Origin of the sequence: Parvimonas sp. D2, from assembly GCF_035282635.1 — a bacterium.
In the GTDB taxonomy this organism is placed as follows: Bacteria; Bacillota; Clostridia; order Tissierellales; family Peptoniphilaceae; genus Parvimonas.
The window spans coordinates 168,407-189,834 of the sequence record NZ_JAYKBO010000001.1; the positions used below are offsets into that span (position 1 = coordinate 168,407).

Below are 21,428 nucleotides of genomic sequence, written 5' to 3' on the forward strand. Positions count from 1 at the left end.
ATATTCTAATTTAAAAATCAATATTATTTATTTTGTAATTGTTCTCCAGTATAATTCCATTCAAACTCAACAGTTTGTTTTTCATAGTACTTTGAAGCGGCTTCTTTTCCGCCATCTTTAATAGCAGGAACACCTGTTTCTTCATCAGTGTGTAGTAAATAATCTGCAGATGGTTGAATTTCAATAACTAATTTGTATTTACCAACTTTAAGAACATTCTTTTTAATATTAGTTCCATAATGTGCCCCATCATCAGCGTTCATTGGCATCATTGATCCTGAAGTAACTTCTTTTCCATCAGTTGATAATACTTTATAATTTACTGTTAAATATGCAGGCCAAATATCTTTTCCACTACCGAAACCATATTTTTTACCAGCTTCTTTAGTCAAATGAATGTCAGCTTCTAAGTGCATATCTGATTCTGCAGCACTAGGTTGTCTTCCTTCAGGAATCATATCAACTCCTTGAAAATAAACTGTAGCAACTTGGAAAGGACCTACAATTTTTTCTTCTCCAATTTTTATTTCTTCAAATCCTGATTCACCTGGTTTTTCAGCATCTTCAGCTTTTTCATCGTCGCCACCGGCTTCTTTTAATTTATCATTTAATTCAGCAATTTTTTTGTCTTTTTCTTCAATTGATTTTTGCAATTCATTTATTTTTGCTGTGTCATTTTTTTGACAGCCAACTAAACCTACTGACGCTAATAATGCTAATGTTACAACCATTTTTGATTTTTTCATAAAATAAATCCTCCTAATTTTTTAACTTTAATAAAATAGAAATTTAACTTTCCTTTTTTATTTTTCTTAATTTTAAATAGTGACCTAACAATATCCAAACAGTAATTATTACCAACATAATTTGTGGAATTAAAGTTTCGGCTCTATCATAGATATTCAAAATTGGAATACTCCAACCTTGCATTGCAGGTATAACTGTTGAACCAGAAATAACTCCGGCTTCAGTTAACTCAATAACCCCTTTTCCCATAAACGAGATACACATTAGATATAATAATATACTTGTAAACAAGAAAAATGGTTTAAGCGGTAATTTAACTGATGTGAATCTAAAAAGTAAAAATATTATAACCAAAACAACAGAGGCTGCAACAAGCCCTCCCATTGGATACAAAATCTTACCTCCACCCGAAAATGAGGCCTTATAAAATAAAATAAGCTCTGCTCCTTCTCTTAGTACAGCTAAAAAAGCAGCAAAAACCAAAGTCCACTTACTTCTGTTATCTATTGATTTTTGAACTTTAGATTGAATATAATTTTCCCATGCTTCTTCTTCAGATTTAGATAAAATCCAGTTACTAACATAGAATAAAACAATAACCGCTAAAAACATAGTCCAGCCTTCAAGTAGTTCCTGTCCAACTCCTCCTAATAAATAGTTTATTATTATGGCTAAACCAAAACTACATACAACGGCAGCACCCATTCCCAAATAAACTGACTTACAAAGATGCTTATTGCCTGTTTTAACAAGATAAGCAATAATTGCAACACAAACAAGAATTGCTTCCAATCCCTCTCTAAGCATCAATCCGAATGATGTTAAAAAATCTTGGATATTTTTAGCTTTCTCATCTCCCTGTTTAATTTCAGTATCTCCAAATACAGCTTTACCTTCAGAATCCGGTGCATTTTTTGAAATTACTTTATCCAAAACAAGTGCATCTCTATAAACTTTCATATCAAGTTCATCTATTGATGCCTTAATTTTTTCAACAGAATCACTTGTATTTCCTAAAAGAGTATGCTTAATTTCTCTAAATGCAGCCTCAATTTCATTTACTCTGTTATTAGATATTGCAACCATAACATTTTTTTCAAAACCTTGAACTTCATAGTAATCAAAATACGCAGAATCCATTGATTTATAAGCATTTTGATAATCTTTTTTATCAATATACTCTTTTGCTTCTGTAAATTTTAAATGCATATCTTTAGCTACTTCTTGCCAATTAGAGTACTTTTTCTTTTCAGATTTAGCTTCTACATTTCCTATGTTACAAACAAGCAAAACACTACAAAGTATTAGAAAAAATGAAAATATCTTTTTTATAACTTAGCACCTCCCTAAAAACAATTTATGATAAAGATAATATATATCATATAATTACTAAAAAGTTAAGCACTAATTACAAATCAATCAATGCCTTATACTTATTATTATTTTTATCAAATATATATTATCATATTCAGAAAAAAATTTCAAGAAATTAATAAAAATTTTCATTTTTAATTAACATCTTATTCATATTTTATAAAAGCTAAACGTCATAAATTAAATCATTATTTTGTTTTATACTATATCTACAAAAAAATAATACTATTGTAATCAAGATTACAATAGTATTATTAAAATTTAGTTTTTCCTTTTTTTAATTAGTAGATATTTTCTTAATCTTAGAATTGTGTATAGCAAATAAATAAAAGTATATAATGCTATTGATAGCATATGTTTTTCAGGTTTATGCATAAACAAAACCATCAAGTGAACATATATCAAGTAAAAAAACGGATATGCTAATTTTTGTAAATTTTTCCAATTTTTAGCTTTCATTTTCTTTCTTACACACTTGAATGAAGTTATCATAAGCGGAATCATCATAGCTATAAGAATTAAACTTATTATTGTTGCCGTCTTAGTATATACATTCATTTTTGATGCATTTGTAAAAAATTCTACAAAGTATCTTATTCCAAAAGCCACATTATGACAAAGCGCAGCAAAACATCCTATAATTGACATTTCTCCTCTTATACTCATAAGTTTTCTAGTATATTTATTATGAGTTGTAACTACTCCTAGAAACATTACTATCATAAATGTTACTGTCGAGAAAATTCCTCTTCTGAATATGTCCATAACATATTTTGTAAACCAGATTGGCATTTCTCTATAAAACTTTGTTTCATAATATAAAACAACGGGAATTATCAAAATATAAGTTGCCATATAAAATAGCACTGGATATTTTTTTATAATATTTGCAAATAAAATGTAAAATAATGTTATTGCAATTAATCCTACTATTAAATTCATCTATTCTTCCCTTTCATTAGTTTTTACTTTTTGTTTTTCTGATGAGTCATAAGTTATTTTCCCTCCACTACTCGAATCTTTTTTTTGAACATTGTCCTTAGTTTTTTTTTCAGATTCAATAGTTTTAATTTCTTTTGAAGTATTATTTATGTTATCAACATTTTTAATATCTTTTTTTGACTCTATAACTTTTCCTGATTTATTAGAGTCATCTACTTCGTTAACATCTTTCTCATCTTTAACTTCTACAATATTTTTTTTAGATTCTATCAATTTATCAATATTTGTTATTTTTATATTAAAAATTTCTACCAGTTTTTTTCCACTTTCGTAATCATTATTTTGAATTAGATTTTCACAATATGCTCCAACTGATAATTTGTTATTTTTAACAAGTGTACTTATTATACTGTTATTTTCAATTTCTTTTTTTGAATCTAAATCTACAACTTTAATTCCAAATAAATGAAAATCAGAATAAGGAATATTTTGAATAGGTGTTCCGGTTGTAGCCCAATCTGACTCATTTTCCAACTTATTAGAAATAAATAATGTTACTTTTAAATCATTCAAATTAAATCTATCTTCTAACTTATACTGCGTTTTATTTGAAGTTAATCTAAATATTCTATATACTGGATATGGTACTATTTTTACTGATACTTCAAGTTCAAGTTTTGAGCCATCCTTAAAGCTTAATTTTATCTTACCTTTTTGATCTCCTAACTTCGATCTGTCTGGTTCTTTTAATACTTCAATACGTGAAATATCTGCAGAACGAGATTTAAGTTTTAAATCTCTATTTATAGCAAAGTCTGAAAAGGAACCCCATTTAACAGTTTCGGCAAAATTTTTCATATTTCCATATTTAGAGTCTTTTACAACTACATTTACTATTTCATTTTTTATTTCAGGATATAAAATCTTAAATTCTTCAGCTTTATTTGGAGCGGTATCTTTTACTATAACATTAATTGATATATCCTTTATACTTTTATCTGCAAATTCAAGCCTTACTTCCATTGAAGTACCCTCTTCATTCACTTCAGTTACATCAGCTTCATAAATAATCTCAATTTTTGTACCTTCTGGCAAGTCATCGAGGTGATTTTTCAAATGGCTTAACGTTACTTCTTTACCTTTAATTGTAATCAAATCTTTTGGTTTATAAACATATTTGTCAGCCATAGAAGTAACTTTTTCTTTTACAATAACATCTATTTCTAATTTTTTTTCACTACCATCATCAAATTTAAGATTAATTAAAAGCTTTTGAGGAATATTCTCATTTACTTTGTTTACATCAACTTGACTTAAAACTGAGATTTTAGTTTCATCGGGTAAATTTTTAAGAACATTTCTTATTTTATCTTCTGTTATTTCTGTTCCTTTTGGTATAATCATAGTTTCTGGTATTTCTTTGTATAAAAATGCTTTTGGAATCTTCCCATCAACTTTTGTTTTAATACGGAAAGTATTATTAAATAATACACCTTTATATTTTTCAATAACATCTAATGTATATTCTCCACTAACAAAATCTCCAATTAAAGTCTTATTTTGTGCTTGTTTTAAAGGAATTTCAATTTCATCAGAAGAATTTTTGTCCTTGGCAATTATCTTAAACTCTATTTCTTTACAATTAAGTTTTTCTGCAACTACTTTAGAAACAGTAATATTTTGAATAAAATCTGCAGTATTATATCCCTTGGTATCATACCACTCAGATTCATTCTTAGCTTTTATCTTAATTCCAGAAATTTCAAAATTCTTAATTCTATTTTTGGATATAAGAATTGTATTTAAAAATTTAAAGCTATTACTTTCTTTATGAACCACTCTAAGTCTCAATCCATCTGTAACACTGTAGCCCAAGTTTTCTTTATTCAAAACTAATCCATCTCTTAGTTCCTTCTTATACTCATCAATTACCTTCAATCCATATTTGTCGAAGTCAGAATAAGAGACTGTAATTTTTTGATTATTTTTTTTATATATAGTAACTTTTAAGTCTTTTAAATCAAGTTTATCTCCTTCTTTATATGAAGTTTTAAAGTTGCTATCGTCAATTCTCATATCATAAAAATCAAAGTTTTTAGCTTTTAATAATGCATTTTTTATAGATGTAGCAGTCCCTGTTGCAGTGAACGTAGCACCACTTACTGCATCATAATCGTCACCATCATAGCCCAGTTCTTCTCTAACATATATTTTTAACAATGTAAATATTCTATCATGAATATTTCTCTCACCTTTTATATCTGACTGATCTATAGTTAATCTCCATTTACCAAAATTATGTTTTCCAATTACTTTATCCAATGCGTCTCTATAAACTTCTACAGTTTGTTCTTTACCACGAGCTTCTTCCATAACCTTATTAGTCGCATCTCTTAATACCTGAAATTTATATATCAAGGATTCAAATTTTTGCATATTTTTAATCCTATCAATTACAGTATAAAATTTTTCTTGGAATATTCCACCATCATCTATATTTCCAGGTGATGTTAATCCTTTTAATCTATTTAATTCTTCTTTAACAAGCTCTACATTCTCAATTTTATTGTTCTTAATAGTAACTTTTACAGGTATAGGCTTATTAGAAACAAATCCATAACTGTCACCATAGTAAACTCCGTCAGGGTAATTTACATTTTTGTCAAGATTTTTAACTTCCTCTGCTGATAAAAATTTATAACTTCCATTCACTTTAACATTTACCAATACAGGAATTTCTACAATTTTTTTACTATTATCCTTGAATATAAGTTCAACTATAATTTTAGTTTTACCTTCAGAACTTGTATCTGCATTACTTTTTATATTAATTTGTGCATCATCTGGCAATTTTTCTAATGCATCTCTTATCTTTTGTAATCCAATAATTTCACCTACAGTTGCAATTATAGTCTTAGGGGAATAAATATATTTATCAGCATCACTTCCATTAGAATCAACTGCTTTTTCTAAGGCATTAACAACAGCATTTATAAAACCTTTTGAAGATGTTGTAGCTCCAGAAATTGTATCTATATTTGTAGATTGACTTGAAATAATTCTTTCTCCTAATATCCCTGCTTTTTTATTATCAAAATATGATTCATCATCCTTATTTTTAATCAATTCTATTTTAGCTATTTTACCATCTTTAACAGTTACTTTAACTTCAATTGAATTTGTATAATATCCATTTGATTTGCCATAATAAATGCCGTCTTTTAAACCTTTAAAATATTTTTTTAATTGTTCTATTTGTCGTCTATTTTGTCTAGGAATACTTTGCTCTGTTCCTTCAGGCGAATTAATATCTAAATTATTATTACCATTACTAGCCTTTCGTAAGGCATCTTTTACAGCATTTAATATCCCTCTACTTGATACAGTTGCTCCTGAGACTGTATCAATACTGGTATTTCCTCTTATAACTTTATTAAGTACACTGGATGCCCAAGTAAAATATGGATAGTCATCACTATGACTTATAACTCTTGCATCATAAATTACTCCATTTTTTATAGAAATAGAAACCTTGATTGGTCCATTATATCCACGTCCAACGCCAATAAATGTACCATCTTTAAGATTATTTCTGTTAAATCCAATTTTACCGGCAACAGCTGAAGCTTGCTTTGCTAACAATTTTGCTTTCTCTTTATCTCTTAGTTCTTGATTTTCCTTTTCAAGATATTCAGCTACATCACTTGTTTTTGCTCCAGCTTGAACAAGCGCCTTGTAAACAGCAACTTTAATAGCATCAGAAGTAACTGTTGCCCCAGAAATTGAATCGACATTAAATGTATTCTTTTCTACAATGGTTTGTAAAATTTTTTTTGCCATTTCATAGTATTCAGGTGTTTCATTATGTGAAAGCACTTCAACAGAAAAAATTTTACCTTCTTTAATTACAACTTTTACCGTTATAGGACCTTCATATCCCTCAGCACTTGCTATATATTCTCCATCTTTCAATTCATTTGGAGCCTTTGCACTGTCGAGCTTTGTAGTTTCATTTGCTCTGTGTTTTTGTCTATCAGAATAAACACTATTATAAACAGTGTAACCTATTCCTGCAGTTGTAATACAAAAAACAAATAAACCTGCAATAACACTATTTTTTTTCATATATCCCTCCTTTGTTTATTTTGTTATATTTATAAATTTGTCACTTATTTATAAATATAACAATAGGCATTATCAATTCTACTAAAATTAATTATTTTTTTCAATAAAAAACACCAATTTTAATATTAAAATTTCTTATCTATTAATCTGATGTAAGTATAAAATATCTTTATTTGCATATTTTTTCTAATTACTTCATTGATTATGTTCTAAAAACATTTCATATTTTAATATTTTTTATCAAATTTATTTGTTATTAAATGTAATTGTACTTAATTTATTATAGATTTTTATTTATTAATAATTTTAATTAAAAATTTAGCAAAAAAAAGACATAGTTTCAATCAAGTATTTGAAACTATGCCTAAAAAATAATTTTTTCTCAGTAACAATTATTTATTTTAAATTTTTTTGAACCAAAATATATATCAATATAGAATAAACAATTACTAAAAGTCCTTGTAAATCATAATATAAATTATTTTTTACAAAAGTATCGTTTATAAACGTTAAAACAAAATCAAATATTCCAAAAAATATAATATAGTTTGAAGATTTCTTTTGAGCTATTACCCAATTTTCCTTGTTCTTACTTGATTTTTTAGTTCTAAAACCATATATTCCCGAATCGAACTTTGGAGGAAATACCTTCATAATAATCCCTCCTGATATAAATACGATTGCTACAATATAAATCATAATAAAACCTCCAATCTATATTATCAACATAAATTATATCTACTACTATCTAATCTTTTTTTGAAATAATTTCTTCCATATACATTGCTTTTGTTGATAAATGTGCATATTTATTATCTACAAATTTGACAATTAAAAATGCCAAAAACATCGTAAATAAACCAATACCAAATCCAATCAAATCAATTCCTTTTAAATTAGGTAGAGCTATATTGACTAATAATATTGAAAGGATAAACATTAAAATAGGAAATCCATATAAGAAAATAGAATATTTTAATACAATATTACTATCCACTCCTATTTTTACATAATCTCCAACTGAAACATCTAATGTCTTTTTCATAACAATATGCATTGTTGGAGTTGGACATCCTCCACAAGTTTTGCAGGTTCCTTTACATCCACTTATTCTTGAAATTAAAACTTTACACTTATCTTCAGGTAAGATTTTTGTTACATATCCTACTTGTTCCATAATATCAAATCCTTTACTACTTCTGATGTAATAATTAGTCCCATAGTTGAAGGAATAAAGCTTATACTTGAAGGGGATGATTTTCTAATTTTATCAGATTCAATTATTTCTCCACTAGAAATTTCATCAGAACAAACACATTTTAATTTTTTTATTCCTAGCTTTTTCAATTCTCTTCTCATTACCCTTGCAAGTGGACAGCATGATGTTTTATATATATCCACTACTTTAAATCTTGTAGGATCCAGTTTATTACCTGCTCCCATTGCACTAATTATATTTATATTATTTTCATAACAATATTTTATCAGATAAATTTTAGAAGTAATAGTATCTATCGCATCAATAACATAATCATAGTATTTCAAATTGAAATTTTCAATATTGTTTTTATCTAGCTTTTTTTTGAATATATTTACTTTTATATCTGGATTGATAAGTTCTATTCTATTCTTCATTTCATCTGCTTTATATTTCCCAATATTATTTGACATTGCATGAATTTGTCTATTTACATTAGTTATGTCAATAGTATCAAAATCTACTAATGAGATTTCTCCTATTCCACATCTACAAAGCGATTCAACTGCAAAACTTCCTACTCCACCAATTCCAAATACAATAACTTTAGAATTTTTTAAAATTTCAAGTGAATCCTTCCCTATTAGACTTTCAGTTCTTGAATAAATATTATTTTCCAATTTTTAAATTTAACTCCTCAAGTTGTCCTTCTGATACAATACATGGTGCATCTGTTAATAAATCAGATGCTGATTGCGTCTTTGGAAATGCTATTACATCCTTTATATTGTTTGTACCCGCTAACAGCATAATCAATCTATCAAGTCCAAATGCAAGACCGCCATGTGGTGGTGTTCCATATTTTAAAGCCTCAAGTAAAAATCCAAATTTTATTTCTGTTTCCTCTTTAGTAAGTCCTAAAGCTTTAAACATTCTATTTTGTAAATCAGAATTGTTAATTCTAATTGAACCTCCACCTAGTTCATCTCCGTTTATTACAATGTCGTATGCTTTTGCATAAACTTTTTCGGGATTGCTTTCCAAGTATTTAATATCTTCATCTTTCGGATGAGTAAAAGGATGATGTTTTGAAACATATCTTTTTTCTTCTTCGTCATATTCAAAAAGTGGAAAATCTACAATCCAGCATAAGTTATATTCATTAGGATTTAATAAATTCATTTCTTTTGCAATAACACATCTTAAAGCTCCTAGTGAATTTAAAACAATATCATTTTTATCTGCAAGCATTAAAATCAAATCATCATCTTTAGCTTCTACCTTTGTTTTTATATTAGAGATAATTTCTTCATTTAAAAATTTTGAAATAGAAGATGTAACTTCTCCATCAGTTATTTTTATCCAGAATAAATTTTTTGCACCATAATCTCTAATTGAGTCAATTAATTTATCAATTTTCTTTCTAGTATATTCCTTTGAATATTTTCCAATTGAAATTGCTCTTACACTCCCACCAGAAGCAATTGCATTTTTAAATAAATCAAATTCAACTTCCTTAACACAATCTGTAATATTTCTAATTTCAAAACCAAAACGTAAATCTGGTTTATCACTTCCATATTTTTCCATTGCATCATCATATTTCATTCTTTTTATAGGTAATTCAATATCAATTCCTTTAATTTCCTTGAATAATCTTTTTAACATTCTTTCATTTACATCAATAACATCTTCAACATCAACAAAACTCATTTCAAGGTCAACCTGAGTAAATTCGGGTTGCCTATTAGCTCTTAAGTCCTCATCTCTAAAGCATTTAACTATTTGAAAATATCTATCCATTCCTGAAATCATTAAAAGTTGTTTCATTATTTGAGGAGATTGTGGAAGCGCATAAAAATTTCCCGGATTTACTCTAGATGGTACGAGATAATCTCTTGCTCCTTCAGGTGTTGGTTTATTAAGATATGGAGTTTCTATTTCAACAAAATTATTTTCAGTGTAAAAATCTCTGATAATCTTACATACTTTAGCCCTTAATTTTAAATTATTTTGTAAACTTTCTTTTCTTAAATCTAAAAATCTATATTTTAATCTTAAACTTTCAGAAACATTGTCGTCATCTTTAATATAAATTGGAGGAGTTTGAGCTGTGTCTAAAACTACTAATTCATTTACTTCAACTTCAATATCTCCAGTAGGTATTTTTGAATTTTTACTTTCTCTTTCACTAACAACTCCTTTAACAGCTAAAACAAATTCTGATCTTATTTCTTTTGCACTATTAAAAACACTTTCTCCTAAAGTATCTCTCACAACTATTTGTGAAATTCCAGTAGTATCTCTTAAATCCATAAAAATTAATGAACCTAAATTTCTTTCCTTAGCAACCCAGCCCATCAAAATTACTTCTTTACCAATATCTTCTTTTCTTAAATTTCCACACATATGTGTTCTTCTTAATTTTCCCATTTGTGCCATATTATCCTCCTTATAAAAAAATCCCTGCAAAAATGCAGGGACGAATTAAATCCGCGGTACCACCCTAATTATAGGTATCTCTCTTTATAATAATAGCTCCAGATTGTCCCGTTTTGTTTTAATTAGTAACTTTCACCAATTGTTACCTCTCTAAAAATCTTAACAAAACTTTTTTCCTTCATCGCCTAATATTCTAATTTAAGTAATTATATCAATATTATCAAAAAAAGTCAACAAAACGAATTATACACAATTCCTAATACTTAAAAGTAAGATACCAATAATATAATAAGCTCCTATTATAAAACTATTCTTTAGTTTCTTTTTCTATATTATCATTTATTTCTTCTATCTCATCATCTTCTTCATAATCATATTCAACTTCATTATTATCAACAAGTTCAACATCATTTTTATTTTTGTTAGTTAAATACCCATATCCACCTATAACAACAAATACACATGCAATAATAGGATAAATCCAAAATGAAAATTTATTATTTAATTTAGGATATATCTTTAAAAAATTTTTAAAAACTGTAAAAAATGTAAAATGATAGCGGTTAGCTATACTTATAGAAGTTACAATTACCTCAGCTAAAAGCATTGATGCACAAGAAATAATAATTGATATAATAACTCCAATTTTCGTTAATTTTCTTGAAAATAAAGTATACATAAAAATCGCACAATATAAAGCAACAAATCCTGACCATGAACTAAACACTCTTAACATAGCCACTCCTACATACAATGCAACTCCTGGTAAACATCCGATAATTGCACCAATCGTTCCAAATAAAATATTTCCTTTTTTCATAATATCTCCTTTTTATTATTTTTATTTAAAATTTTTTAACAATAACTTTTAATATATCTATTGCTTGTCTTGTTCTCAATAAAACAGAAACAATTGTATAAGTAATAGCTGCGAATATTAAAGCAACTAAAAAGCTTAAATTTGAAGACAACTTAATATTTAGTAAAATAAATATTAATTTTGATATAATTGCCATTGAAATCACAGAAATTAAGACTTTTATACCATTATTAACAATTGCTTTTGACTTTATCTTTCCAATTTGTTTTTCAAGTTTAATATATAAATTTACTGCTCCAAATATAGTTGCAATACTTGAGCCTAATGCAAGACCATTAAGTCCCATAAATCTTGATAAAATAATTGACATAATTACATTTAATATTACCATTTCAACAGAGTTTATAAGTGGTATTCTAGTCATTTTTAGTGCATAAAAAGCATTAGAAAGTACATCTCTAATTCCTAACCCTATAAGTCCTATTGCATAATAAAACAAAACTCCAGAAACCAGAATAACATCATTTTCATCAAACTTTCCTCTTTTAAATATCAAAGTTACTATTTCCTTTGAAAAAATTAGTATTCCTACACAAGCAGGTGTTACTAGATATATAATAGTTGAAAGAGTTTTAGCAATCTGTACTTTAAACTTTTGTTTTGACTCTATAGCTAATTTACTAAGTGTTGGGAAAATAGAAGTAACAATAGATACTACTAAGATTCCCCATACAAATTCATTTAATTTAACTGAATAAGATAGAACAGAAATACCTCTTACAGAAATAAAAGATGCTAAATTTTTATCAATAAGTTGATTTATTTGATTTACAGCAACCCCAAAAATAATTGGAAGTGCTAATACTAACATTCTCTTTATATTTTCATCTTTAAAATTTACAATAAATTTATGTTTATATCCCGTACTTCTAATAGCTGGAATATATGGTATATACTGAAAAATTGTAGCAATTGCAACACCAATTGGTGCTAATATTGGATTTATCTTATAACTTATTATTAAAAATATTATAATTACAATATTATATATAAATCCTGTTGAACCAGGAACTACAAAATTACCCTTTATATTTAAATATCCTTTAAGGATTGAGTTTAGTAGTTGAGCAAACATTCCAAGTATAGTAATTCTAGTAAATGTAACTGATAATTCAAAAATTTCTCCAGAATATCCCATTGCAAATAAAAATACAATTTGTCTTGCAAATATATAAGCTAGAACTGTTGCAATAAGGGAAATTATAAAAATTATATTTAAAATATTACTTGTAAATTTTTCAGATGTTGCTTTTCCTTCTCTTTTTTCCAAAGAAGTGTAAGTTGGTATAAAATTAATTGAAATACCAGACATAACAAATCCTAAAATTGTATAAGGAACCAAAAGTGAAATTTGAAAAGCAGTTGCTATCTCTCCTGTTCCATAAAAATAAGATAATAGTATTTCTCTAAAAAATCCTAATATTTTAGATAAAATATTTATAACCATTAGCAAAAAAGCTGTATAACCCATAAAATTCTCCTATCATAAAAAAGGTCAAAAACATAAGTTTTTGACTTTAGTTTTTATATCTACTTGTTACTTTATCATTAAGTCCATACCATATAAATATTCTTGAAGTTTTATGTAAATGATCCATAAAAACTTTATTTATATGATTATAAAGTTCCTCTAAATCTTTTTTTGTCAAAAATTTTTCTTTCTGTAAAACATAATAATTATTATCTTTAAATTCTAATTTTAATTGTTTTACAATATAATTATTAAGATTAAAAATATAATCCTTAATCACATTTTCAAAAAAATCATTAGTCTTTTCTTCAAATTTTTTATTTAAATTATAATAATCTATAACATTATTTATTAATCTATTTCTAAATCTATAATCTTTAGATGATAATTTTCTTACAATAAGTTTTTGCTTTCTACTAATTTTTAAATTAGGATAATTGACTAAAAAATAATTTTCCACTTCATTAGCAAAAACATTTGATTTTTTTCCATATATATAAGAATCTACAGCTAAAACAATTTCAAGACGATTTATATCGTCATAAACCAATTTTTGTACTGCACTTTTTATATATTCTTTATCAGATCTATTCTTGTAGAAGCTGTCTAAACTCTTTGAGATTTTATTAAAAATTGCTTGTCTAAATCTTACATTAAATCCACGTTGTTCAATTGAGAGTGAGGAAATAAAAATATCAAAGGCAACTGAATCTTTTAAATATAAAAAATTATATTCTAAAGCAATTCTAGTGTCTTTATCTAATAACGCATTCATATTATCCTCCTCCCTTAATTTAATCATTAATATTTTCAAAAAAACATTGTTTTAAGCTATTTACACAAAAAAACTACTATATCATTATTTAAATTTCTTAAAAATCTTTTAAAAACTTCACTATGTTTAGATCCATAACTATTAAAAAGCCTTGTAATATCAACAGCAACTGTATTGAATTCACGTCTTTCAATTTCAATTAAAATATTAGAAAAAATACCTTCCAAAAATTTTTCATCTTCTTCTTTTTCAATTTTTTGTGGAATTGAACAAAGTACAATATAAGTTGCTTTGAGATTAAACGCCGGAACAACTTTAAATTCTCCTGTTGTTAGTGAACTTAATTTACTAAAAACATCGAGTAGTCTATTTCCGGCCTTAGATATTATTTCCATAGTATCATCATTTGAAAAAGAATTATCAACGAAATAAACTATGCAGTCAGATTCAATATCAAAAATATTTTCGCTAACTACTCTAATATCCATAACAAACCTCCAAAAGCTTATAATAAAAATAGTACAATTATTATATATTTTTTTTTAGTTTTAGTCAATAATCATAAGCATATAAAATTGATAATTTTATGATTAATATTTTTTAATTATTTTTCAATTAATAAAATGTTATGATATAATAATCGTATATAGTAAAATTATTTACTTTATTACGAATATTTTAATATAATAATCTTTAAATAATTTTAAAAAGGAGATTTTATGAAAAACTCAGGAATAATTGCTGAATACAATCCATTTCATTTAGGTCATAAATATCAAATAGATAGAATAAAAAATGAATTGAATTCCAATATAATTGCAATAATGAGCGGAGATTTTGTTCAGCGTGGTGAATGTTCAATCTTAGACAAATACACAAGGGCTAGAATTGCAGTTAATAATGGAGTTGATCTCGTAATAGAACTTCCATTTTACTACAGTTTGCAAAGTGCTGAAAACTTTGTAAAAGGTGGAATATCTATTCTAAATAAACTAGATATCATAGACTATCTTTGCTTTGGTTTCGAATGTGAGAAAAAAGAGGATATTATAGAAATTGCAAAATTTCAACTTCAATACAAAAATGAAATAGAAAAAATCTTAAGCTATGAAATGAAACTTGGAAAAAGTTATGCAGTTGCATATAAAAATGCTTGTATAGAAATTAACAGAAAATATAAGATTTTAGAAATACAAGATGACTTTTTTATTTCCAATAATATTCTATCAATTGAATATGTCAAAAATATAATACTATCAAAATCTAAAATAACTCCTTTTCCTATAAAAAGAAAAGGAAAAAATTATAATGATGAGGATTATAATTCAAAAGAGCAATTAAGCGCTTCAGCAATAAGAAAAGCAATCTATGAAAATAATTTTGAAATAATTGAAAACTTTATAGATGAAAATACTTTTGATGAATTAAAAAATTCAGTAATAAATAATATTTTACCTAATGAAAAAGTTATTTTAGAAATTTTAAAATACAATATTTTAATAAATCAAATCAATCCTGAAAATATTGTAAATTACGAAAATGGAATTTTAAATTTAATTAAGAAAAATATTTATTCAGTAAACTCTATAGAAGAATTAGCAGAGAAAATACAGAGTAAAAGATATAAAAAAGTTAGAATTAAAAGATTTATTTACAATTATCTATTGAATATAAATAATGAAATAAAGGAAATGTATTCTAAAGATATTGAATATATAACAGTTTTAGGATTTAACAAAAAAGGACAAGAACTGCTTAAAGAAATTAAAAATAAAACTAATCTAGAAATTATAACAACAAACAAAAGCACACAAAATCTATCGGATTTTCAAAAAAATAAATTTGAAATTGAACAAAATTCAAGAAAACTTTATAAGCTATTCACAAATACCAAAAATGAAACTGAGTTTATATCTTTTTTGCATGAATAAATATAATAATAGTTGTCTAATATAAAATAATACAATCATAAATGTATGATGTTTATCTAGTAATTTCCAATAATTAGACATTAAAAATAAGCTGATAAAGACTACTATTGTATTCTTTATCAGCTTTTTGCTAAATAAAATTTAATATTACAGGAATTAAAATTACTGCTAAAATTCCTGAAATTGAAATTGATACTGTAGCAATAGTGCCTTCGATTTCTCCAAGTTCCATTGCTTTTGCAGTTCCTAGAACATGACTGCAAGAACCAAGTGCAACTCCTCTTGCAACTTTATCATCTATTTTAAAAATCTTAAAAATTAATTCTCCTACACTATAACCTATAATTCCACAGATAACTATAAATACCATAGAAATTTCCATAATTGCTCCAATTTTCTTTGAAATTTCATAACCTATAGCAGATGTAACAGATTTTGGTAACATAGAAAGCAAAATCTCTTTACTTATTCCAAAAACATTGCATAAAAATATTCCAACAATTGCTCCAACGCTTATTCCAACTAGACATCCAAACAATATTGGAAGAAAATATTTTTTTATTATATCTAAATTTTTATATAATGGTACCGCTAGTACTACAGTTGCTGGTGCAACAAAAAAAGTTAATATATCGGCTCCTTGCTTATAATTTGAATATGGTATATTAAGAACAACAAGAACTAAAATAATTATAACAGAAGATGTAACCATTGGACTTAAAAATTTTAATCCTAATTTTAATTGAATTTCATACCCTATTACAAATGTTATTATAGTTAAAAAAATACCAAAAAGTGGATTGTTAATTATTAATTCCATTTTTATCTCCTTTTACAAAAATCTTTACAAAAAAAGTTGTAGCAAAAGCTGTAATAATCATAGATACAACTACACTTACAAATAAGATTAAGAAAATTTGTAAAAATTTCTCATTAAAATAATGAAATTTATCTATAACTCCAATAACTAATGGTGTCATAAAAAGTGTAATACTTTCAAGTAAGAATTCTGAAACTTTCTCTATTTTCTTTAAATGAATTACTTTAAAATATAACAAAGCAACTAAGAATAACATTGATAAAATTGTTGCTGGTATTGGAGATTTAAAAATAACCTCTAAAATAGTTCCAAAAAATAAAAAAATTAAAATAACTAAAAATTCATAAATATGTTTAATAAAAATCATCTCCCAAAATAATTTAAGGGTTATCTCTAACCCTTAAATTTCAAACTTATCATATTTCCCATATAATTCATCAAGATAAACCATTGCTACTACTGTTGGCCCTGTATGACATCCAATAACAGCATCTACTCCACTAATTATTACATCACTATTATTAAACTCACTAATCAATAGCTCTTTCAAATCATCTGCCTTATCTTTACAGTCTCCATGAAAAATAACAAGTGTTTGTTTATCTAAAACATCAGATTTACTCCTTATAATATCTATCAATTTTTTCTTAAATGCCTTATGACCTCTAACTTTATCAATAAAATTAAGCTTCCCCTCATCTTTCGAAATATCTAATATAGGACAAATATTCAATAAGTTCCCTATTATGAACTTAGCCTTATTTAATCTTCCACCTCTATAAAGATATGTTAAATCATCAACAGAAAAAATATAATTAATATGTTTTTTATAAAAATCTATATATTTTAATATTTCTTCTATACCTTCATTATTTTCAATCATTTTAGCAACTTTTATATCAAGAATTCCATATCCAAAGCTAGCTCCTAAACTGTCTATTATGTGAATTTTAGCTTCTGGAAATTCATCTAATAAGTCATTTTTTACCATATTAGCAGTATTATAAGTTCCAGAAAGGCCTGAAGATAAGGAAATATAAATAATTTCATTTTTTTCTAATACTTCTTTTTTAAATGTATCATAAAAATCTTTATATGATACCTGGGATGTTTTATAATTAACTCCTTTAGCCATATTCTCAAATAATTTATATTTATTTATATCATGATTTAAAATATATTCATTTTCTCCATCAGTAACTACCATATTAAAAATTTGGATTTTATATTTTTTTGCAATTTCTACTGGAATATCAGCTCCCATATCAGAAAATAACTTTATCATATCTACCTCCATTTTTTAAAAACTTACCTAGTCTATATAATATACTATTTTGGAATTTTTTGCAAGAAAAAAATAGTTTTAAAATAAAACTATTTTTGAAAATTAATATTTAATTTGTAATTACCAAATCCACGGGCAAATCAAATTCGTTTTTCGGAACTTTCTCTACAATTTGTTCTTTAAATGCCAAAGCTATAGTATGTCCTTTATAATCTTTTAAATATCTATCATAATATCCCCCACCAAAGCCAATTCTATAATTATTTTTATCAAATCCTACTCCAGGTACTAATATTAAATCAATATCATTTTTTTCAACAATGTTTTTTTCAATTTCAGGAGGTGTTTTAATTCCATAATAACCCTCAATTAATTCATTCAAAGAATCTATTTTATAAAAAGTCATTTTTCTAGTTTCTTTTTCGCATATTGGTGAACATACTGTTTTACCCTCTTTTAATAATTTTTCAATTATAGGGTATGTGTTTATCTCCGTTCCAAATGGAATTGTTAATGCTACGCATTTAGCATTTTTAAAATTTCCATTTTCATACAATTTTTTATATAAAATTTCTTCAAATATTTTTCTATCTTCTTCAGATATTTTTTTTAATTTTTCTTGAATTTGTTTTCTTATAATTTTTTTATCCATTAATAATCACTCACTCCCAAAAGTTTGCGAACTTCCCCCACAAAATATAAAGATCCAAATGCTGAAATTACATCTTCTTTATTTGAAATTTCAAAGGCTTTATCAATAGCATCTTGATAACTTTCAAAACTATAAACCTTTTTTTCAGTTAACGCTTCAATTTTTTCACTTAATTCATTAGCTTCCATTGCTCTTTCTGAATCTGGCCTTACAGTTAGAAAAACATCAAAACATGGAATAATTTTCTTTAGCATTTCATTATAATCTTTATCAGCTAACACTCCAAAAATTGCAATTTTTTTATTATTTTTATAGTAAAAATTCATATTTGAAATAAATTTTTCTATACCGTCAATATTATGTGCTCCATCTAAAATAAAATCTGGATTTTTAGAAACAAGTTCAAATCTACAAGGCCAATCAACTGTTGAAAATCCATTATATATACTTTCATTTGAAATATCAAAACACATTTTTCTAAGCTCTAAAAGTAATTCAATAGATATTGTAGCGTTCTTAACTTGATGTGATCCAAGTAAATTTATTTTTAAATTTTTAAAATTTTTATAATCAATAACTTGCCCTGATTTTTTATTTTCCAATACTTTAATTTTAGATAAATCATTTACTATAACTTTAGAATTCTTAGATTTTGCAACTCCTATTATATTATCCATAATTTCAGTATCTTGGGAATATAGAACTAGAGGGACACCATCTTTAATTATTCCTGCTTTTTCAAGAGATATTTCTTTTATAGTATTTCCTAAAAATTGTTGATGATCAAAACTTATAGATGTAATTAATGTAATTAAAGGTTTGTTTATTACATTTGTAGCATCAAGTCTTCCACCTAATCCTACTTCCATAATAGCAAAATCACAATCTTCTCTGTAAAAATACAAAAATGCTAAAGCCGTTACAAGTTCAAAATCGGCCGGAAAAACTTCAAGAGTATTTGCAATTTCCCTTACCTCGTTCATTAATTCTATTAATTTATCTTCTGGAATATTTTTATTATTTATTCTAATTCTTTCTTCAAAATTGTAAATAGAAGGAGAAGTAAACATCCCAACTTTATACCCTTGTGAAACTAAAACAGAATTTACAAAAGAAGTGCAGGAACCCTTACCATTGGTTCCTGCAATATGAATAATTTTTAATTTATCTTGTGGATTTCCTAATTTTTCCATAAGATTTTTTATATTTTGTAAACCTAATTTAACTCCACTGCAAACTTCTCCTCTGAGTTTAATCATTGCAGTTTCATAATCCATATTATTTTACCTTTTTTCTAGCGGCAATTAAACATTTTTCTGCTAAAACTGAAGTAGTTATTGATCCGATACCGCCTGGTACTGGATTAATATAACTTGCAATTTCAGAAACTTCATCAAAATGAACATCACCAGTTACCTTTCCATTTTCATCATAATTTGTTCCAACGTCAACTACTATAGCTCCTTCTTTTACAAATTCTTTTGTAACAAAATGAGCTTTCCCAATAGCTGAAACTAAGACATCTGCATTCTTACAAACTTCTTTCAAATTTTGAGTTCTACTATGACATACAGTAACTGTTGCATTCTTTGCCAATAATAACATTGCAACAGGTTTGCCGATTACATTGCTACGACCTAATACAACTGCATTTTTACCTGTTAAATCTAAATCATAAAATTCTAACATTTTTATAACAGCAGCAGCGGTACAAGGAATGAAACTATCTTCTTTCGGATAGAAAACTTCTCCAATATTATATGGACTTACTCCATCAATATCTTTTTTAGGATTAATTTTCATTCCAACCAAATCATCGTCAATATGTGCAGGTAATGGTCTTAAAAGTAAAAAACCATCAACACTATCATCGTTTCCAATTTTTTCTAATTCAGAAATAAAATTAGCTTCAGTAATATCTTCTGGATAGTGAAATTGAACACATTCAATTCCTAAAGAAGATAAAACTTTAATTGCTGCGTTTTCATAACCTATAGAATCACTTCTATCTCCAACTCTAATAAAACCACAAGTAGTAACTTTTCCTTTTTCTTTAAGTTCAGCAACTCCTGCTTTAATCTTTTCCTTTAAAGCAATTGCTACTTCTTTACCTTTCATTATTGTTGTCATAATAGTCTCCTTATTTTAAAAATCCATTAAATATTTCTTCAAACGCCTTGTTAGCAAGTTTCGTTCCATCTTTTAATAATTTCATAGATTTTTCATTTATCATCTTAATATTATCTTCATTTTTCATTGAAGAAGTATTCGCAAAGACACTAAGACTTGCCCCTTTAAGAGCGGATTCTAAAAATACAGCTCCAGTTGCAACATCTCCAATAAGATTTTTATTTCCAATTCTAATAAGTCTATCTACTAAGCAAAGTGCCTCATAAGATTTTTCCATTATTTGTAAAGGAATCATAGCAGCATTATAAAGGTTTTCTTCTAATGCTTCTCTCTTTAATCTCTTTTCCTCGTCAGTATTTCTTGGCATCTTATAGCATTGAGAAAGTGGATAGAAAGCATCCGCATCCCCTTGAACTAATTCTTTTAAAGAAGTAATTAATTCGTTATATTTTTTTATTTGCTCTTTAATTTCTTCTTCAACATCTTTAAATTTTTCATTACCAGTAGTATAAATTGCATCCATATTTAAAAGGGCAACTCCCAAAGCACCTACAAGGGCGGATGCTCCTCCTCCCCCTGGTACTGGTTGTTTATCTGATAATTCTTGAATAAATAAATTTATGGTTTTATCACACATTTTTTGTTCCATAAATTCC

At 26.1% G+C, this 21,428-nt stretch carries 20 protein-coding genes; 1 reads left to right on the top strand and 19 read right to left on the bottom strand.

The features are described 5' to 3' along the window. Positions 1-23: 23 nt before the first annotated feature. From VJI77_RS00755 to VJI77_RS00810, 12 genes are all read right to left on the bottom strand, one after another. Positions 24-746: an iron transporter gene (locus VJI77_RS00755; RefSeq protein WP_009372429.1), complete on the bottom strand. Its 723-nt coding sequence runs from the start codon at positions 744-746 to the stop codon at positions 24-26. A 43-nt stretch (positions 747-789) separates the two neighbouring features. After that, positions 790-2,037 (bottom strand): FTR1 family iron permease, encoded by a 1,248-nt coding sequence (locus tag VJI77_RS00760; protein WP_313960800.1) that lies wholly within the window; start codon positions 2,035-2,037, stop codon positions 790-792. Between the two features lie 345 nt (positions 2,038-2,382). After that, positions 2,383-3,063: a hypothetical protein gene (locus VJI77_RS00765; protein WP_323987895.1), complete on the bottom strand. Its 681-nt coding sequence runs from the start codon at positions 3,061-3,063 to the stop codon at positions 2,383-2,385. Continuing rightward, a complete protein-coding gene (locus VJI77_RS00770) occupies positions 3,064-7,188 on the bottom strand; it encodes an FMN-binding protein (protein WP_323987896.1) in 4,125 nt (1,374 codons plus the stop codon). A 396-nt stretch (positions 7,189-7,584) separates the two neighbouring features. Further along, the gene (locus tag VJI77_RS00775) at positions 7,585-7,887 is read right to left on the bottom strand and encodes an SdpI family protein (RefSeq protein ID WP_323987897.1); all 303 of its coding nucleotides are present in this window, start codon (positions 7,885-7,887) and stop codon (positions 7,585-7,587) included. Between the two features lie 49 nt (positions 7,888-7,936). Beyond that, positions 7,937-8,365, bottom strand: a complete 429-nt coding sequence (locus VJI77_RS00780; RefSeq protein ID WP_293439844.1) for a SoxR reducing system RseC family protein — start codon at positions 8,363-8,365, stop codon at positions 7,937-7,939. Beyond that, complete coding sequence (locus VJI77_RS00785) at positions 8,353-9,066, bottom strand: tRNA threonylcarbamoyladenosine dehydratase (RefSeq protein ID WP_269722241.1); 714 nt, start codon at positions 9,064-9,066, stop codon at positions 8,353-8,355. The genes VJI77_RS00780 and VJI77_RS00785 overlap by 13 nt, the downstream gene beginning before the upstream one ends. After that, positions 9,056-10,828: an aspartate--tRNA ligase gene (gene aspS, locus VJI77_RS00790; RefSeq protein WP_323987898.1), complete on the bottom strand. Its 1,773-nt coding sequence runs from the start codon at positions 10,826-10,828 to the stop codon at positions 9,056-9,058. The genes VJI77_RS00785 and aspS overlap by 11 nt, the downstream gene beginning before the upstream one ends. Positions 10,829-11,135: 307 nt before the next feature. Beyond that, entirely contained in the window at positions 11,136-11,648 is a 513-nt protein-coding gene (locus tag VJI77_RS00795) for a hypothetical protein (protein WP_313960805.1), read from the bottom strand. Positions 11,649-11,673: 25 nt separating this feature from the next. Beyond that, positions 11,674-13,179, bottom strand: coding sequence for a murein biosynthesis integral membrane protein MurJ (gene murJ, locus VJI77_RS00800; protein ID WP_009372416.1), 1,506 nt, complete (start codon positions 13,177-13,179; stop codon positions 11,674-11,676). Positions 13,180-13,225: 46 nt separating this feature from the next. Then, a complete protein-coding gene (locus VJI77_RS00805; protein ID WP_009372728.1) occupies positions 13,226-13,954 on the bottom strand; it encodes a hypothetical protein in 729 nt (242 codons plus the stop codon). Between the two features lie 56 nt (positions 13,955-14,010). After that, positions 14,011-14,442, bottom strand: a complete 432-nt coding sequence (locus VJI77_RS00810; RefSeq protein WP_293439846.1) for a macro domain-containing protein — start codon at positions 14,440-14,442, stop codon at positions 14,011-14,013. Between the two features lie 231 nt (positions 14,443-14,673). Between VJI77_RS00810 and VJI77_RS00815 the strand changes: the two genes are divergently transcribed. Further along, positions 14,674-15,885 (top strand): tRNA(Met) cytidine acetate ligase, encoded by a 1,212-nt coding sequence (locus VJI77_RS00815; protein ID WP_323987899.1) that lies wholly within the window; start codon positions 14,674-14,676, stop codon positions 15,883-15,885. Positions 15,886-16,015: 130 nt separating this feature from the next. Here the strand turns inward: VJI77_RS00815 and VJI77_RS00820 are convergent, their stop codons facing one another. The 7 genes from VJI77_RS00820 to VJI77_RS00850 form a co-directional block, all read right to left on the bottom strand. After that, a complete protein-coding gene (locus VJI77_RS00820; protein ID WP_323987900.1) occupies positions 16,016-16,705 on the bottom strand; it encodes an LrgB family protein in 690 nt (229 codons plus the stop codon). Beyond that, positions 16,689-17,072, bottom strand: coding sequence for a CidA/LrgA family protein (locus tag VJI77_RS00825; RefSeq protein ID WP_293439849.1), 384 nt, complete (start codon positions 17,070-17,072; stop codon positions 16,689-16,691). Before VJI77_RS00825 ends, VJI77_RS00820 begins: the two co-directional genes overlap by 17 nt. Before the next feature lie 33 nt (positions 17,073-17,105). Beyond that, positions 17,106-17,990 carry a DegV family protein gene (locus tag VJI77_RS00830; protein WP_323987901.1) on the bottom strand — a complete coding sequence of 295 codons (885 nt, stop codon included), beginning with the start codon at positions 17,988-17,990 and terminating at the stop codon, positions 17,106-17,108. A gap of 109 nt (positions 17,991-18,099) precedes the next feature. Further along, the gene (locus VJI77_RS00835; protein ID WP_293439851.1) at positions 18,100-18,642 is read right to left on the bottom strand and encodes a 5-formyltetrahydrofolate cyclo-ligase; all 543 of its coding nucleotides are present in this window, start codon (positions 18,640-18,642) and stop codon (positions 18,100-18,102) included. Next, complete coding sequence (locus VJI77_RS00840; RefSeq protein WP_323987902.1) at positions 18,642-19,919, bottom strand: bifunctional folylpolyglutamate synthase/dihydrofolate synthase; 1,278 nt, start codon at positions 19,917-19,919, stop codon at positions 18,642-18,644. Before VJI77_RS00840 ends, VJI77_RS00835 begins: the two co-directional genes overlap by 1 nt. A gap of 1 nt (position 19,920) precedes the next feature. Further along, positions 19,921-20,772 (bottom strand): bifunctional 5,10-methylenetetrahydrofolate dehydrogenase/5,10-methenyltetrahydrofolate cyclohydrolase, encoded by an 852-nt coding sequence (locus tag VJI77_RS00845; protein WP_323987903.1) that lies wholly within the window; start codon positions 20,770-20,772, stop codon positions 19,921-19,923. Between the two features lie 10 nt (positions 20,773-20,782). Continuing rightward, a complete protein-coding gene (locus VJI77_RS00850; protein ID WP_269753030.1) occupies positions 20,783-21,421 on the bottom strand; it encodes a cyclodeaminase/cyclohydrolase family protein in 639 nt (212 codons plus the stop codon). Between the last annotated feature and the right edge of the window lie 7 nt (positions 21,422-21,428).

Bases quoted from the DNA above. Each gene is read 5' to 3' on its own strand.
- VJI77_RS00755 (WP_009372429.1), bottom strand. From the start codon at position 746: ATGAAAAAATCAAAAATGGTTGTAACATTAGCATTATTAGCGTCAGTA.
- VJI77_RS00765 (WP_323987895.1), bottom strand. From the start codon at position 3,063: ATGAATTTAATAGTAGGATTAATTGCAATAACATTATTTTACATTTTA.
- VJI77_RS00770 (WP_323987896.1), bottom strand. From the start codon at position 7,188: ATGAAAAAAAATAGTGTTATTGCAGGTTTATTTGTTTTTTGTATTACA.
- VJI77_RS00775 (WP_323987897.1), bottom strand. From the start codon at position 7,887: ATGATTTATATTGTAGCAATCGTATTTATATCAGGAGGGATTATTATG.
- VJI77_RS00780 (WP_293439844.1), bottom strand. From the start codon at position 8,365: ATGGAACAAGTAGGATATGTAACAAAAATCTTACCTGAAGATAAGTGT.
- aspS (WP_323987898.1), bottom strand. From the start codon at position 10,828: ATGGCACAAATGGGAAAATTAAGAAGAACACATATGTGTGGAAATTTA.
- VJI77_RS00795 (WP_313960805.1), bottom strand. From the start codon at position 11,648: ATGAAAAAAGGAAATATTTTATTTGGAACGATTGGTGCAATTATCGGA.
- murJ (WP_009372416.1), bottom strand. From the start codon at position 13,179: ATGGGTTATACAGCTTTTTTGCTAATGGTTATAAATATTTTATCTAAA.
- VJI77_RS00805 (WP_009372728.1), bottom strand. From the start codon at position 13,954: ATGAATGCGTTATTAGATAAAGACACTAGAATTGCTTTAGAATATAAT.
- VJI77_RS00810 (WP_293439846.1), bottom strand. From the start codon at position 14,442: ATGGATATTAGAGTAGTTAGCGAAAATATTTTTGATATTGAATCTGAC.
- VJI77_RS00815 (WP_323987899.1), top strand. From the start codon at position 14,674: ATGAAAAACTCAGGAATAATTGCTGAATACAATCCATTTCATTTAGGT.
- VJI77_RS00820 (WP_323987900.1), bottom strand. From the start codon at position 16,705: ATGGAATTAATAATTAACAATCCACTTTTTGGTATTTTTTTAACTATA.
- VJI77_RS00825 (WP_293439849.1), bottom strand. From the start codon at position 17,072: ATGATTTTTATTAAACATATTTATGAATTTTTAGTTATTTTAATTTTT.
- VJI77_RS00830 (WP_323987901.1), bottom strand. From the start codon at position 17,990: ATGATAAAGTTATTTTCTGATATGGGAGCTGATATTCCAGTAGAAATT.
- VJI77_RS00835 (WP_293439851.1), bottom strand. From the start codon at position 18,642: ATGGATAAAAAAATTATAAGAAAACAAATTCAAGAAAAATTAAAAAAA.
- VJI77_RS00840 (WP_323987902.1), bottom strand. From the start codon at position 19,919: ATGGATTATGAAACTGCAATGATTAAACTCAGAGGAGAAGTTTGCAGT.
- VJI77_RS00845 (WP_323987903.1), bottom strand. From the start codon at position 20,772: ATGACAACAATAATGAAAGGTAAAGAAGTAGCAATTGCTTTAAAGGAA.
- VJI77_RS00850 (WP_269753030.1), bottom strand. From the start codon at position 21,421: ATGGAACAAAAAATGTGTGATAAAACCATAAATTTATTTATTCAAGAA.